This window comes from Phormidesmis sp. 146-12 (assembly GCF_052939495.1).
The window spans coordinates 1-15867 of the sequence record NZ_JBJPHS010000132.1 but is presented as its reverse complement, the minus strand read 5'-3'; the positions used below and the strand labels follow the sequence as shown (position 1 = coordinate 15867).

Genomic DNA, 15867 nt, shown 5'->3' with positions numbered 1-15867 from the left:
TCTACTGACACTGACTAGTTAATCGTACTACATCTACTTGAAAAATGCTGTAACTACTCAGGGTGGAATATTGAGAGAATAAGATTTTGAATAAAGCACTTGGCAGCGCGTCTAGAACCTTGAGGGCCTAACCCTAACAATCTACATCGTTCAAGAGACTACGAGAAACTTAATTAATGGGAACTGCGATCGCGCTTTGTTCTTCTAGTCCCAACTTAAGGAGGCATCTATAATTCAGTCACGAGGTCTGCTCTCTATAGATTGTCTAGCTAGTAAAACGATCGATTGCTGCTTATAGTCCACAAATCCATAGATCGGGGTCAGCGCCTGGGGATTTTTGCTGCTTGTTTTCCAGCGTTTTTGGTAGTTTTGAGGATCTAACTTCAACACTGTAAACTCCCCTACTTGTGGCTTGTCGATCGCGGTTTGTGCAATGTCACAGGGCAATGGCAAAACGGCAATTCCAGCACTCGTCGGAAACTTCTGCGGAAGGTCTAAAAACGCTTGTAGCTCTTTGTCTGCATCGGATAGGGAAGGGTCTATCGTCTGAGCCGCCTTGAGTTGCGCATCCCCAGCAATCTCGGCTTTTGAGCTTGTAGCAATCGCCCCCATCACTAGTTCAGAAACGGGTCTGGAGGCTCGATCGGGGAAGCGTTGATTGTTAGTTGCAGAAGAGGGATCAGCCTTGACTTGGGGACTCACACAACGAGCATCGGTAGTCGGTTGGCTTGAAGATGCGGCGATCGCAGAAGTAGGCGCAAACGTCTCATTAGAAAGAGTTGGAGGCAGCGAAGGAGTTGGCAGGCTCGCAGGGGGCGTGAGCGGCGAAGCCGTCAGAGCGGGGAGCGCTGGAGAAGACTTGGGAAGCAATCCCTTCAAGTTATCCGCCAGGGGTCGTTTCGAGTTAGTCGCGAGGGGTTGCTTTGAGGCACCCGTCAAGGGTTGCCTAATCACCGGAACTGTGGGAACTGGTAAAGGATCAGATAATGAAAGGGACTGCTGAACAAGTAGCTCCGAAGAAGACTGAACTGGAGCCGCAGAAGATTTTTTGGGGGGTGCGTCTTTAGGTTTTTGGCGAGATCTTGCTGGAGTCGATCGTGATTGGGGAATAACTTCGGGTGGAGCAACTTGGGGCGGAGTCTTTTTGGGTTTGGGGGTCTCTTTGACTTCGGGTTGAGTTGTATTTTGTGGAGACTGAGATTTAGAATTGTTGGCTAAACTAGCAATCACAATGCCAGAAATCAAGGTTGCTCCTAAAACACTACCGCCCGCTAGATAAAAGGGTAAAAGATTTCTTGAAGTAGGGGCTTCCGCAGTGTCTGGGGTGAAGTAAGCAGGCTGTTCTACATCTTCGTAGTAGTAGCGAAAATAGGTGATTGGCCCCTGCTGTATTGTCTCATAGGGAGCTTTTGTGGTTTCGGACACTGTGTCATCGTTCGTCGGAGTCGTTGTTTCGCTAGAAGATTCTTTTTTGAATGCTGTTTTTTGAGCGATCGTATTCATCACAGGGTCTTGAGGACTAGTGACTTGTTCAAGGCTGCTATCCTGCGGTTCTTTGGACTGATCAAACTCAGTCATCGTGGGCAAGCTCCTGAAATTACTGCGATCTTCTAGTCCAGACGGAGCGATCTTTGTTGGTCTTTGGGTAATTCGAGCGAGGCGGCGATCGTGCCACATGGAGCTAATTGCTCTCTTTGAGATCGAGTTCATATCAGTCCAACGCTTCTCCACCACAGGGATATATTCAACGCTATTTTCACTGACCAGATGAGTCCGATGCTATCCGTTTATTGTTACAGACCTTGTACGGAGAATCAGGAAGATTTATAGAAGGGGAAAGCAATGCTATCTATCCGAGTTTGGTAGCTTGCGAATAAGATTTTTAGTTGTAGCTACTCTCCTGTCTATGGATGAATTTGATTGTCTCAAGATGCTCCATGAAAGTGATATGTGCTGCTAGTCAGTGTGGCTGGTTTTGCAGTATCAAAGAAAGCAGTAGAAAAAACTCAATCTCAATTCTCAAGATTTGCCAGGTAGAAAACACGACCTTGAGTGGTGTATTTTTTCTTACGGTGAATGCTGCCCTAAATCTTGCTAACTTGGCTTAGTTGATCCCTTTAGTAGAATAATAGCTATGACAGTACCAGCCAGTACAATTTCGGAAAAGGCTTTATCGAAATTACACAAAGATGTACAATGCCACTCAATCAATAAAAGTGAGACAAGTTGGTAAATCCACTTTAATCAGGTTTCTTCATCAGGACTAAAGTCACCACCTTATATAAGGAGGAAGTTGACTTGAACAGGGACGCGCCTTAAGTAACCGAGAACACAGTCACGCTGAGAAATAAACAGAGGCGATCGAGATACCTCCATAGATCCTAAAAAACTTCTGGATTAGTATTACAGGCTACTTTAAATAAACTCGATCGCAAGCTTGCACTTAAAACGACTCCTTTAACTGAAGCTCTCCAGCCTATCTGTGAGGACTGTTTACAAGCAGTTTGCGCGGTTTTCAAGTCCTTATTTCTTTTGGTCGTAGGAGCATACAGCTTTTTGACGCTTAACCTCTTAGCCTCTAAGTATAAAGCCGTAAAACTTCGGTACTTTGGCTAATTTATTCTTATTTGTAGAAAAGCTCCGGAATACACGCAGTGGCTCAGTAACTAGTTGTGGGAAGACGACCATGTGCCAGTTTTCCTGCAACTTTGTTTTGATGGCGATATGGTTTGCGATCGAGACAAAGTGCTCGTCATACCCATTATTCAACACTTAGGGATTCTCCAAACGTTCAGTTGGCTCTGGTTGCGATTATGACCTTAGTGACCTGGTTACGGTTACAACGCTGAAACTTTCTAGCCTTAAACTGTCTCATGAAGGATTTACGCCCCATTCGACCTGTTTGCAGAAGCACCCTTGTTGTAAGTCAGCGAGATAATCTGTGTTGGCACTGGCTGATCGCGATGAGTCAACCTTTGCTCTTGACATTGTTACTAAGTGCAATTTTGTTTCCTGCCACGATCGCGCATGCTGCCAAGCCGATGCCTCCTTCTCAACCTGCTTCTACCTTGGAGTCGGATGGCTATGTGTTAGGAGCGGGCGATCGGGTTCGAGTTGAGTTCTTTAGTGTGCCGGAGTTTAGCGGAGAATATTTAGTGTTGCCCAATGGCACAATTAACTTTCCTCAAGCTGGGGCGATTGTTGTTCAGGGTAAAACGTTAAGACAGGCATCTGATGAGATTGTGGCGCGGTTTACGCCTTATTTAACACGCCCGATCGTCACCCTCAGTTTGACCGTCTCACGCCCAATTACGGTAGTTCTTGCAGGAGAAATCAACCGTCCTGGCTCTTATACGATCGGCAATGAGACCGTCCCAAATCTGACGCGCACCTTGCAGCTTGCCGAAGGGGTGACTCAAGCAGCAGACTTACGACGGGTACAGGTGCGACGGCGATCGACGACACCTGATCAAGATGAAGTCTTAACCGTGGACTTGTGGCAGCTTTTGCAGGCGGGCAACACTCGTCAAGACCTGCGACTACGGGATGGTGATAGTGTTTACATTCCCACTGCTACTAACGTCAATTTGGCAGAAGCTCGTCAACTCGCCAATGCTAACTTTGCTACGCGCAGCACTCGTCCACTCAAAATTGCGATTGTTGGTGAGGTCAGCCGTCCTGGCCCCTACACCATTAGTGATGCTGGAGGTGGGGGCAGCCAAGGGGTTAACCAATCTCAAGCAACCAGCGTGACAAAGGCAATTCAGATTGCAGGGGGCATTACTCAATCAGCAGATATTCGTAATATCCAGGTGCGTCGGCTGTCTGCTGGAGGAGTAGAGCAGCGAATCAAAATCGATTTTTGGCAACTGCTGTCGGCGGGGGATGTGCTGCAAGACTTACCTTTACAGGATGGCGACACGATCGAGATTCCCACCGCTACCGCAATGAATGATCAGGAAGTCACTCGAATTGCTGTGGCAAGTTTTTCACCCGATCGCGTTGCGGTCAACATTGTGGGTGAAGTAGAACGTGCCGGAACAGTCACCGTTGCGCCCAATACACCTTTAAATCAAGCACTACTAGCCGCAGGAGGCTTTAACAGTCGCGCTAGAAAACGATCGGTGACGTTAGTCCGCTTAAATCCCAATGGCACCGTGACCAAGCGCGATGTCTCCATCAATTTTGATCAGGGAGTCAACGAGCAAAACAACCCAGCGTTACGCAACAATGACACGATTATTGTTCGCAAATCGCCTTTGGCAGGCGTTACAGAAACGTTGGGTGCAATCACAGCGCCGTTTTCAGGCATCTTTAGTTTCTTCCGCTTGTTTGGCTTGTAATACCAATTGGCGTTGCTGAATCATGGGATGAATTGCCCAAATGCAAAGGGGAACTAACTATTCAAAGTCCCCAATTTAGAGAGATTTAGGGGGCGAAAAGATTAACAACTCCCACGCATTCATCCCTTCAATCAGCAACGCCTACCAATTTACTCAAGTCCTTTTGATTCGCTGTTTTGTCTTTCTAAGAAGTTGGACTATTTGTTAAATTTTTGACAACAGTTCTTAGTCATGAGGTCACATTCTGAAGTGAGTTTATGGTTAATGCTTGTTATCAAACAACAGCGAGATGTAATCTATAAACGAAGTCTTTAAAGGCGTAGATTACCCTGATAATCAGGCTTTGTGGGGCCAGTCTAGTAAACGAATCGACTGCTTTTGTATCGTCTCAGTGGAATTGCTGGTCGTGCTTTTACAGTAGGTTTGCTTAGATCGTGGAAGAATGTTCTAAAAGTATAAAACGCACTTTTGGATTATTAAGTTTACGTAAAAATAAGTAAAAACCGATGTGTCACTTCACAAACTGGGTGATAATGCTCTGTAAGAATACCACTTAGTTAACGCTCCGAGCAATTACAGATTCACGCAGACCACCGCATCACCGATCGTGAATCTACATACAAGCCGTCTAAACTTTCTAACCTCAATTCAGGGGCAGTCTTAACTCTCAGTTTAATTTTACTTAGTGAGTCTGCGGTGATGAAGATTGCTCTGGTTCATGACTACCTAACCCAACGAGGTGGAGCAGAGCGAGTGTTTGAGCTACTCTGCAAACGATATCCTCAAGCCGATATTTTTACCTCTCTCTATGACCCCGATCGCACGATTGATTTAGGCACTCGATCAGTTAATACAACGCTACTCCAACAGATTCCAGGTGCAGCCCAACACTTCCGCATGTTAGCCCCGCTCTATTACCCAGCATTTCGCGCCCTTGATTTGAGTGACTACGACTTGATTATTAGTAGCAGTACCAGCTTTGCCAAATCAGTACGAAAGCGACCCAGTGCCTACCACATTTGCTTTTGCCACAATGTCACGCGGTTTTTGTGGGATACTCGCACCTATCTGCGGGAGTACTACAACTATCAACGCTTCTATCCGCTATTGCAAAAAATCTTTCACGTAATGCGGGATTTTGACCGCAAGTATGCTCAAGAGCCTGACCTCTACATTGCTAACTCCACCATTGTTGCTCAACGGATTCGACAGATCTACGGCAAAGCTGCGATCGTGATTAACTACCCAATCGATACTAACTGCTTCCGATTTTGCGCTCACAAAGCAGACTTCTACCTCGCCTCGGCCCGTCTAATTAGCTACAAGCGTCTCGATGTAATTGTTGAAGCCTTTAACTGGTTAGAGCTACCTTTGCTGATCACGGGGGAAGGGCCCGAACGCGATCGCCTCCAGGCACGCGCTTCCAAAAACATTCAATTCCTCGGTCATGTCAGTGATGCAGAACGCCAAAACTTGATGGCAAATGCCCGCTCTGTTGTAGTAGCTGCGTTAGAAGACTATGGACTAGTTCCAGTAGAAGCCAATGCCAGCGGTACGCCTGTCGTTGCCTATGGTGCGGGTGGCGTGTTGGATACTCAAATTCCAGGGCAGACGGGCGTATTTTTTAACCGTCAAACTCCCGAATCGCTGCAAACGGCGATCGTCGAAGCCAGAGACATCTCCTGGAACTATCAACAGATTCGAGATCATGTGGTGCGTCATTTTTCGGAGCCTGCTTTTTTTAGTCAAGTCGATCGCGTGATCAATCAGGTCGTGCCTTCTATTTAAGCCGCCTTGCCTCCCCACCTCTTTTTGCGTCCGCCATGAATCCGACTTACCTCACAAAACCAACGGCTGAAACCGATCCGGGCTACGGGCAAATTCTGACTGTCTTATGGCGACGACGCTTTTTGTTTGCCAGCATCTTTACGATCGTGCTAGGAGTTTCAGCCTACTATGCCTCTCGTCAAACAACGAGCTACGCTAGCTCAATGCAGTTGTTAGTGGAGCCTTACTACAAGGGCAAAGCCGAGAAAACAACAGACTTTGCCGATTCTAATGTGGAGATCGACCCAGCTACTCAGATTAGTCTGCTGCAAAGTTCAGCCTTGTTGCAAAAAGCGATGAAATCGCTCCAGACGGACTATCCCGAACTGGATGCGAATAATCCGAGTAGTGTGCTGAGTTTGAAAAGCGGATTAACGATCGGGCTGGGCGGAACAGATACCAAAGTCGGATCAGACAAAGGCACCACGAAAATTTTTCAAATTAGCTATACCGATACTGATCCCGCCAAAACACAACGAGTTCTCAAAGCCCTTAAGCAAGTTTATCTCGACTATAACCTCGAACAACAACGCCTACGATTAGGGCGAGGACTGTCTTTTATCAATGAGCAGCTACCCCAGATTCGCGACAAAATGAAGCGATCGGAGACCGCTTTAGAAGATTTTCGACGCGAACAAGAACTAATCGATCCCGAAGGAGAAGCCAAAACGCAGGCTGCACTACTTCAGCAAATCCAACAAGAGAAGCAATCCAGCCTCATCAAAATTCGAGAACTCCGCAGTCGTTATAGCACCTTACAGCAACAACTAGCGCTGGCTCCTCAAGAAGCAACCCTCTCAGCCCGGTTAAGTCAATCGTCTCGCTATCAAAATCTACTTGTTGAGGTGCAAAAAAATGACTTAGCCCTTGTGCAGCAACGTCTGAGATTTAAGGACACTACGCCCTTTGTCCAACAGCTTGTGGATCAGCGTCAGCGGCTCTTAGGATTGTTGCGCGAGGAAGCAGGACGAATCCTGGGCACTGATTTGGTCAGCCGCACTGATGAAAGCCTCTTGACCAAAGGACAACTCAATACTCTGGACTTAGGTCTAGTAGGTCAACTCGCCACCGCCCAGGTAGAACTTCAGGCCGCTGTTGCCCGCTATAGCAGCCTACTTAGTACAGAACAGCAAGTACGAGAAGCCCTAAAGCGATTTCCTAAGCTGCTCGCTGCCTACGGACGACTACAGCCAGAAGTTGAACTCAATCGTGAAACCTTGCGGGAACTGCTCAAAGCTCGTCAAGAACTTGGCTTAGAAATTGCGCGCGGAGGCTTTGACTGGCAAGTTGTCGAAGAACCTCAACTCGGCTTCCCGTCGGGGTCTAATCTCTCTAGAAACGTATTAGTGGGAGTCGTAGCAGGATTGTTTTTGGGTGGGATTGCAGCCTTTGCTCGTGATGCTGCTGACAGTGCTGTGCGAAGTTCGGATGAGCTAGAAAAGCAGTCTCCTGTGCCGCTGTTGGGTGTGATTCCTGAATTAGCGGACCAGGAGGGTCTCAATCCTACGATGCTGAGTCTGCCTTTTCGCAAGACTAGAGAGTTACCGCCTTCGCTCAATCAGATTCTTCAAGAGCGATCGATGCGAGAATCACTGGATTTGCTCTATCAAAACATTCAGCTTTTGACGAAGGGTCAGCCATTAAACTCTTTGGTCGTCACGTCTGCGCTCGCGGGAGAAGGCAAATCAACGCTGATTATGGGGTTAGCAATTAGTGCAGCGCGACTTCACCAACGGGTGTTGTTGATTGATGCAGACTTACGTCGTCCCAGTTTGCACCAGATTCTAAATCTCCCCAACGATCAGGGACTCTCTACCCTCCTTACTAGCAATGCTCCACTGCCCCAAGACATTGATACTCAGCAGAATTCTAGTTTACGCGGCAACATTGCTGTGCTGACCTCTGGCCCCATTCCGAGTGATCCCGCAAAACTACTCAGTTCTCGACGGATGCGGGAAGTGGTGGCAAAGTTTGAGCAATCCTATGATCTAGTTCTGCTCGACGTGCCGCCTGTGTTGGGGATGGTCGATACCATACTGGCGGCTTCCTGCTGTGGAGGAGTGATTTTGGTGGGACGCATGGGACGAGTGACGCGCGATGAGGTGACTCAAGCGATCGCTGCTCTCAGTTCGTTAAATCTCGTTGGAGTGGTTGCCAATGGCTCTACTCAGGTTGCCACGATAGATACCCTTTATCAAGCTCAAGCTTCTTAGATCATGAATCCATCCCTCTCTATTCTGGACTACTGCCCGCTACCCACTGCCACTGAGTTTATTCCAACCACTCACTACGACCTTCGGTGGCGACGAAAGCAACTAATTGTTGAGTATGCGTCTCAAAATCGTGGAATGGTTTTTCCGCCGATTCGCGATTCGCAGTCCTTGGCTGACTGTTTGCAGCGATCGCCCATCAAACTGGTGAAGCTGGATGTCAAACTAGGTGAAGCTCGATTGCGACTCTGGGCACAGGCTTGTCAGCAGGCAGGCAAACTTACTTATTTACGCATTCCAGTCACCCGACAACTTCCGCGCTGGCAAAATTCTATTAGCTGGTGGGTGAAGCGATCGCTCGATGTCTCTACAGCAGCCTTGTTGCTTGTGTTGTTAAGTCCTTTGATGATTGGCATTATAGTCGCGATCGTCCTTACTTCGCCAGGCCCTCTGTTTTTTCGTCAATGGCGAGTCGGAGAACGGGGTCGGCTGTTTCAGATCATCAAGTTTCGCTCGATGGTTGTTAATGCAGAAGCCTTGCACCATCAAGTCATGACGGATCAACCAGGGCTACATAAGCGCAAAGATGATCCCCGCATTACGCCACTCGGCTATTGGCTGCGTCGCTATAGTCTGGATGAATTGCCGCAATTGTTGAATGTGTTGCGTGGAGAGATGAGCCTAGTGGGCCCGCGTCCGTGGGCGTTGTATGACGCTGTGCGAATTGAACCTGCACTACAACATCGACTGAATGCACTACCAGGAATCACGGGGGCATGGCAGGTAGAGGGGCGATCGCACCAGTTGGATTTGGATGCGGTGAATCGACGGGATCTTCAGTATTTGGCGGATTGGTCACTGTGGCAAGACTTTAAGTTTTTGCTGCTGACGATTCCCAAAGTACTTTCGGGGTTTGGCGCTTACTAACTTCAGAAACGACGATCGACAACTCAATCGTTTTAGAATTCTTTCGGAGTGGACTTTGACGGTCTTTAAGATCTCAGTTCCTCCAACGTAGCCTTCCGTTAAAGCTTGTTTGCTAGTTAGGAAGGTGGGATGGTAGGGACAGTGTGACTAAAATTAGGCATCTTTGCTGAGGATTTCCAGGGTAATTCCAGAATTTGGGACTTATTAGTTCCTTCTGAAAAGATTCTAACTAAGTGCATAGAAGTTAATTGGGAGCTTATAGACAAGGCATGATTCTAATCCGCTCGCCTCTTTACAAACTGCTGAGGACAACCCGGTTTTGGCAAGATCATTATCTGATTTTGCGAGAGTTTAAGTATTTTCCTCGTGTGGCTATTCTAGCGATCGTCTTCTCTTTGCTGGCAGCTGCGTTGGAAGGTGTTGGAATTGGGTTGCTGATGTCTTTTTTGCAAAGTCTGACCACACCGGATGCTGCTGCTTTTCAAACTGGGATTCAGTGGTTGGATCAGTGGGTTTTGGGCAGTCAGGCATCGGCGACGAATCGGCTCTATCGTCTGTCTGGGATTATTCTATTGACCACCTGGCTACGATCGACGCTCGGCTATCTATCCTCTATCTACACTGAAACTACTCAGTTCTTGCTGATGGATCGGCTGCGGAAACGAATTTTTGAGCAGCTTCAGGCAGTCCAACTCAAGTTTTTTGTTACCACTCGTTCTGGTGAACTGGTCAATACGATTACTACCGAGATTGAGCGGTTTAAAACCGTTTTTAGCGGGACTGCGTTTCTAATTACTCGATTGTTGACCTCGACGGTTTATTTTACAGCGCTATTTCTAATTTCTTGGCAAGTCACGATCGCTGCACTCCTCCTCTTTACCCTACTGATAGTCGGAATCTCTACTTTGAATGCGCGAGTGCGAGAAGCAGGTTATGCGGTTTCCATTGCCAGCGAGAACTTTACGTCAAGAGCGATCGAATTTATCAATGGGATTCGCACAGTCCATGCTTTTGCAGCACATGATTTTGAGCGTCAACGCTACTATCGGGCAAGTTCTGATTTAGTAAGTACCTCTAAGAGAGCCGTGGTCGCGATGGCGATCGTCAGACCGTTAGGAGAAAGCATCGCGACTACCATTCTGATTGTGATGATTGTGGTTTCGTTCACCTTCTTCGTAGCTCAGGGAACACTTCAGGTCGCTTCATTACTAACGTTTTTCTTTGTGCTGTTTCGGCTGGTTCCTATTTTGCAAGAGGTCAATGGCACTAGAATGCAGCTTAATTTCGTCAAAGGGGCTGCCGATCGCTTAAAGAAACTGCTCCAAACACAGGACAAGACTTACTTCGACAATGGTACACAGCAATTCTTGGGTTTGAGACGAGCGATCGAGTTTGTGGCAGTAGACTTTGGTTATGATCCCCTGAATCTAGTTCTACAAGATATTACTCTGACGATCGAACAAGGTAAAATGACCGCTCTAATTGGATCTTCGGGTGCAGGTAAATCGACTTTAGTAGACTTGATTCCGCGATTTTACGACCCGACTCAGGGACAAATCCGATTAGATGGTGTAGATTTGCGTCAATTTGAAGTTAATTCACTCCGACGCAAGCTGGCGGTGGTCAGTCAGGATACTTTCATCTTTAATGCCAGTGTTCGCGACAACATTGCGTATGGGAGTCCTGAAGCGTCAGAGGCAGAAGTTATCGAGGCGGCTCAGTGGGCAAATGCTCTCGATTTTATTCGCGATATGCCTGAAGGCTTTGATACATTGTTGGGCGATCGGGGTGTGCGCTTGTCTGGTGGTCAGCGTCAGCGCCTTGCGATTGCTCGTGCTCTACTACGAAACCCCGAAATTCTGATTTTGGATGAAGCGACCAGTGCGTTGGATTCGATATCAGAACGGTTGATTCAAGACGCGATCGAGAAGCTGTCGGTAGGTCGGACGGTAATTGTGATCGCGCATCGTCTATCCACCATTGCTAAAGCTGACAAAGTAGTGGTTCTTGAGAAAGGACAAATTGTGGAACAGGGCAACTATCAGGAGCTATTGGCGCTACGCGGCAAGCTTTGGAAGTATCACCAGATGCAGCATGATACGAAAGTTGCTGAATAGCGAATAAACTTCCACATCTCCAGTTAAAAGCTATCAGCTACCTCAAAATCAAACGCATGAAACCAACCAATTTTAAGTTGGATTAATTTCCGCAGGTCAACGAAATGCGAGTTCTATTCATCTCAAATAGTTTCTATCCAAATTACAAAACCGTCGGCATCTATAACCGTATGCTGATGTTTGTTGAAGCATTAAACGAGGTAACTCATCTCGACATGCTATTTTACGTATCCTCAGAAGTAGACATTTCTCCATTAGCAACTGCACAAGTAGAATCTACTCTGCGTCGTTCTTGGCATTCAGGCTTGACTCTATTTCTATGTGCACGATCGACCCCTCCGGTTAGTCTACCTAAGTGGAAGCTGCAAAAGGCAGGCATCTTGAACTTCTTTGAGCAGCCAGAGATGATTCCTGCAAGCGGATCTAAGCAGGTTAAGGCATTTGAGGAGTGCCTAGATCTCAAGCCAGATGCGATCTTCATTCATCGCCTCAACTCAATGTCTCCTGCTTTGTTAACTCAGCGATCGCTTCCTCCTATCTTCTTCGATCTAGATGACATTGAACATAGAAAACTCCTCCGCAGCATCCGTCAACCCCCTAGAAACCTACTTACAAACTTATACTACTCACAAGTTCCTGCTCTCCTTTGGGGCGAATGTCAGGCAGTTCGCAAAGCAAGTTCAACGTTTGTTTGCTCTGAACAAGATCAGAATTACCTAACTCAACAGTGGCGATTACCTGGAGTAACCACAATTCCTAATGCTGTTTCTATTCCTCCGCCTCAACCAATTACCCCTGAACCGACATTACTTTTTATTGGTACCTACAGCTATATGCCCAACATCAACGCGGCAAACTTTCTGATTGAAAGAGTTTGGCCAAACATCCATCGCAAAACTCCAGAAGCACGCTTGATTATTGCAGGAATGGAGCCTCAAAATATTCGTAGCTACGATCGTGGAGTCCCAGGTGTTGAGTTTACTGGATTTGTGGATGATTTGACAGCCCTCTATCAGCGAGTTCGAGTTGTTTGCTGTCCCATTTTTTCGGGTGGAGGAACACGAGTCAAAATGATCGAAGCCGCAGCCTATGGTAAACCGATCGTCGCTGCCGGGATTGGGGCTGAAGGTCTTCAAATGCAAAGCGGGCGCGAATATTTGCAGTGTGATTCTCCTGAAAAGTTTGCTGAAGCTTGCTTAGAACTTCTGAAGAACGATCGTCTGTGTGAACAACTTGGAACGGCTGCACGAGAGACGGCGATTCGCCTTTACGATCGGACAAACATCGTTAACCAAATTCGGCACTATATGACGCTGAAAATCTAAGCACCATTAATGCTTATTCTATAGTAGCTAGGGAGCGTAATGACTTTAGTGCCTAAATATTATTTCACAGCAAGTTCATTACAGCATTGAGAAGCAATGCATAATAACATGCTATTTCGCGTGTTTCAGATAGAGAAGAATGGAGAGTTCTACCCCTAGAAATGCTCATTAATTAAACGTAACCCAGAAAGTCCAAGATGATTAAACTGCTTCCCAAACACCACAACGATATAAATGAAACTATAGGTCACCAAGAGCCTACGATCGCTTTAATCCCTTGGGGACATGTCTGGGAAGATTTCCTGGACAGTATTGGGGTTTCGCTAGAGACTTTTTGCCAGGAAGGCCCAGGTGGCTGGATGCTAGGTTATGTGCATTCTTTACAACTTGCTGGTGTACGAACCATTCTGGTGCTGATTTCATCGCAGACTTCAGAAGTTATGAGGTTCCAGCATGAGTCTACAGGCGCAACCATTCTCGTTTTACCTGCCCTTAAAGGTTATTTAGCGATTCGCCGTTATATGATCGCTCCTTATCCATCGTTTGGGTGGAACGTCAAGCAACTATTTGGTAATGTTCAGGGTGTTCGTCGTATTCTCTTCAGAGTTCTTACGGAGGTTGCTCCCTATCTCATAACTCCATTGGGATTGCTTGCTCGTGAACTTAAGCGGGAGGAGTGCTGTGCAATTTTCTGCCAGGAATATGAGTATGCCCGGTTCGATGTATGTACGCTTTTGGGACAATGGATGCGCTTGCCCATATTTGCAACCTTTCAAGGTAGTTCTTGGGATGGCAACCTCATCGCTCGATTACTGCGACCGTTAGTAATGAAAGGCTGTGCAGGTTTAGTGATTGCACCACAAACCGAAATTCAGCGAGTTCGCGATCGCTACCATTTGCCAGATGCGAAAATTGCCCAAATCTTTAACCCGATCGACTTGAACTTTTGGAATCCCATTGATCGGATCGAAGCACGAGCTTCACTGAATTTGCCTGATGATGCTTGTGTTGTCGTTTGGCATGGTCGCGTCGAGTTGTACGTTAAAGGGATAGATGTTTTGTTAGAAGCGTGGGAACAAGTGTGTCACGAACGTCCAAGTCAAGATTTGCGGCTGCTGCTCGTGGGGATGGGAACCGATGCAGAAAAGCTTCGCCAACGGCTTGAAACTCCTCTAAGTCATAACATTCATTGGATTGACCAGTACGTTGATCGCCTCACGATTCGACGCATCCTCTCAGCAGGGGATGTTTATGCTTTTCCCTCGCGAGTGGAGGGCTTTCCAGTTGCCCCTACTGAAGCAATGGCTTGTGGCTTACCTATTATTGCCGCAGACGCATCGGGTATTCCAGACATTATTAAAGAGGGTGAAATTTCAGGTGGAGTGGTAGTTCCTCGAGGTGACTCAACAGCCTTTGCTTTAGCTCTTGGTCGTGTTTTAGATGACGAGGAATTACGGCAGCAGTGGGGAAAACGAGCACGGCAGCGAGTAGAGGAATATTTCTCTTCAGAGGCAGTCGGTAAGCAACTGCGTAACTTTCTTCTTCAAGAGGCTAAGTAGGGTAATGATTGTGAATGAGCAGTATCTTTATTACGCCCGCCCATCTGTTCCATCTGAGGCTAACCACCCTCAGCAGTCGGTGATGATTCCAAACTGTAACTGTGTATTTGCAAGAAACATCAAAGAGTGTTCTCATGCAAGACACTGGTGCAGATGCTATGCAGATTGAAGTTGTAGATGAACTCTACTTAAGATGACCCGAAGGCTGTAGTGGGAGGTAATCGCTCTTTACCACAGAGTGCAGGCTAAGTTATGAACTAACCCATCTGTTAGTTTCTGAAGTCCTAAGCAGAAATACACCTCCATGCTTACGTTGCACATCGGCATCTTGATCTGTGCAGATTCTAAATCACGGTTAAGTAAAGGATTAATGTTCCTCTTTTAGCTGAAGGAGTCCTTCCAATGAATAAGTTGTTGAGCATTGTTATCTGTACCCATAATCCAAGGGTAGACTACTTCAACAAGGTTCTATTAGCGCTGGTTGATCAGACCCTGACTAAAGATCTGTGGGAATTGGTTGTAATCGACAACGCCAGCCAGCCAGCACTAGTGCAGCACAGCGATCTAAACTTACCGGAATTTTGCAGAGTGATTGTGGAATCCCAGCTAGGATTAACACCTGCTCGCTTAAGAGGCATTCGAGAAGCTAAAACAGAAACAATTATCTTCGTTGATGATGATAATGTTCTCGACGCAGACTATCTCGAAGTGTCCCTGAAGATCAGCCAAAATTTTCCATTTCTCGGTGCTTGGGGAGGACAAATCCGAGCCGAATTTGAAGTGCAGCCGATCGCATGGACAAAACCACATTTACCCTACTTAACAATTAGAGAGTTTGACAAAGACCAGTGGTCTAACCAATATCAGAATAGTATAGTTCCCTATGGTGCTGGGTTATGCGTGCGCCAAACTGTAGCAAAAAGATATGCTACTTTAGCTGAACATAATCCAATTAGACAATGTTTAGACCGAAAAGGCTCAGGACAGAAAAATGAAATACTACTGTCTTGTGGAGATGTCGATTTAGCGTTTACAGCTTGTGATATCGGCTTAGGTATAGGATTATTCACCGCCCTAAAACTCACTCATCTAATCTCCTCCAGACGTTTGCAGCCAAACTACCTATTGAAGTTAATTGAAGGCACAACTTACTCTGAAATTATTCTAAAGTCTCTCAGAGGAATTTCAGTTCCGACTAAACTATCCTGGCACAGAAAGCTGCGCGAGTATTATCGCCTGATGAGGATGAGTCCAGAGGACAGACGGGTTAATCAGGTAATCCAAAGAGCAACGGATTTAGCAATCCAGGAAGTGTCCAGGCTACAGCATCAGAGCATCGCACACCCTACACAGACTTACCAAAACGACTCAACAGCCCTCCCATAAATCGTCACTTTAATTGTCCTAACAGTACTTCTGAAACGAATAATGATCAATTCACAGCACCTCCCGACAATTCCCCCGGTCGTTGATGGCATTCCACGTCCCCTCTGGTCGGTGATGATCCCTACGTATAATTGTGCAAGTTACCTCCGAGAAACTCTAGCTAGTGTCTTAGC

At 46.8% G+C, this 15867-nt stretch carries 9 protein-coding genes; 8 read left to right on the top strand and 1 reads right to left on the bottom strand.

Translation table 11 applies throughout. The annotated features are described in order from the left end of the window. Positions 1 to 234 precede the first annotated feature (234 nt). Complete coding sequence (locus ACKFKF_RS30710) at positions 235 to 1710, bottom strand: hypothetical protein (protein ID WP_446871170.1); 1476 nt, start codon at positions 1708 to 1710, stop codon at positions 235 to 237. A gap of 1253 nt (positions 1711 to 2963) precedes the next feature. On the opposite strand from ACKFKF_RS30710, the gene ACKFKF_RS30705 reads away from it, so the two are divergent. From ACKFKF_RS30705 to ACKFKF_RS30670, 8 genes are all read left to right on the top strand, one after another. Further along, positions 2964 to 4343, top strand: a complete 1380-nt coding sequence (locus ACKFKF_RS30705; protein WP_446871169.1) for an SLBB domain-containing protein — start codon at positions 2964 to 2966, stop codon at positions 4341 to 4343. A gap of 699 nt (positions 4344 to 5042) precedes the next feature. Then, entirely contained in the window at positions 5043 to 6131 is a 1089-nt protein-coding gene (locus ACKFKF_RS30700) for a glycosyltransferase (RefSeq protein WP_446858310.1), read from the top strand. Positions 6132 to 6166: 35 nt separating this feature from the next. Then, positions 6167 to 8383 (top strand): GumC family protein, encoded by a 2217-nt coding sequence (locus tag ACKFKF_RS30695; protein ID WP_446871168.1) that lies wholly within the window; start codon positions 6167 to 6169, stop codon positions 8381 to 8383. Positions 8384 to 8386: 3 nt separating this feature from the next. Continuing rightward, positions 8387 to 9307, top strand: coding sequence for a heterocyst development glycosyltransferase HepC (hepC, locus tag ACKFKF_RS30690; protein ID WP_446871166.1), 921 nt, complete (start codon positions 8387 to 8389; stop codon positions 9305 to 9307). A 269-nt stretch (positions 9308 to 9576) separates the two neighbouring features. Further along, positions 9577 to 11424 (top strand): heterocyst formation ABC transporter subunit HepA, encoded by a 1848-nt coding sequence (hepA, locus tag ACKFKF_RS30685; RefSeq protein ID WP_446871165.1) that lies wholly within the window; start codon positions 9577 to 9579, stop codon positions 11422 to 11424. A 104-nt stretch (positions 11425 to 11528) separates the two neighbouring features. Beyond that, complete coding sequence (locus ACKFKF_RS30680; RefSeq protein ID WP_446871164.1) at positions 11529 to 12749, top strand: glycosyltransferase; 1221 nt, start codon at positions 11529 to 11531, stop codon at positions 12747 to 12749. Between the two features lie 197 nt (positions 12750 to 12946). Beyond that, positions 12947 to 14308, top strand: coding sequence for a glycosyltransferase family 4 protein (locus ACKFKF_RS30675; RefSeq protein ID WP_446871163.1), 1362 nt, complete (start codon positions 12947 to 12949; stop codon positions 14306 to 14308). A gap of 402 nt (positions 14309 to 14710) precedes the next feature. After that, the gene (locus tag ACKFKF_RS30670; protein ID WP_446871162.1) at positions 14711 to 15694 is read left to right on the top strand and encodes a glycosyltransferase; all 984 of its coding nucleotides are present in this window, start codon (positions 14711 to 14713) and stop codon (positions 15692 to 15694) included. The last annotated feature ends 173 nt before the right edge of the window (positions 15695 to 15867 follow it).

Bases quoted from the DNA above. Each gene is read 5' to 3' on its own strand.
- ACKFKF_RS30705 (WP_446871169.1), top strand. From the start codon at position 2,964: ATGAGTCAACCTTTGCTCTTGACATTGTTACTAAGTGCAATTTTGTTT.
- ACKFKF_RS30700 (WP_446858310.1), top strand. From the start codon at position 5,043: ATGAAGATTGCTCTGGTTCATGACTACCTAACCCAACGAGGTGGAGCA.
- ACKFKF_RS30695 (WP_446871168.1), top strand. From the start codon at position 6,167: ATGAATCCGACTTACCTCACAAAACCAACGGCTGAAACCGATCCGGGC.
- ACKFKF_RS30675 (WP_446871163.1), top strand. From the start codon at position 12,947: ATGATTAAACTGCTTCCCAAACACCACAACGATATAAATGAAACTATA.
- hepA (WP_446871165.1), top strand. From the start codon at position 9,577: ATGATTCTAATCCGCTCGCCTCTTTACAAACTGCTGAGGACAACCCGG.
- hepC (WP_446871166.1), top strand. From the start codon at position 8,387: ATGAATCCATCCCTCTCTATTCTGGACTACTGCCCGCTACCCACTGCC.
- ACKFKF_RS30670 (WP_446871162.1), top strand. From the start codon at position 14,711: ATGAATAAGTTGTTGAGCATTGTTATCTGTACCCATAATCCAAGGGTA.
- ACKFKF_RS30710 (WP_446871170.1), bottom strand. From the start codon at position 1,710: ATGAACTCGATCTCAAAGAGAGCAATTAGCTCCATGTGGCACGATCGC.
- ACKFKF_RS30680 (WP_446871164.1), top strand. From the start codon at position 11,529: ATGCGAGTTCTATTCATCTCAAATAGTTTCTATCCAAATTACAAAACC.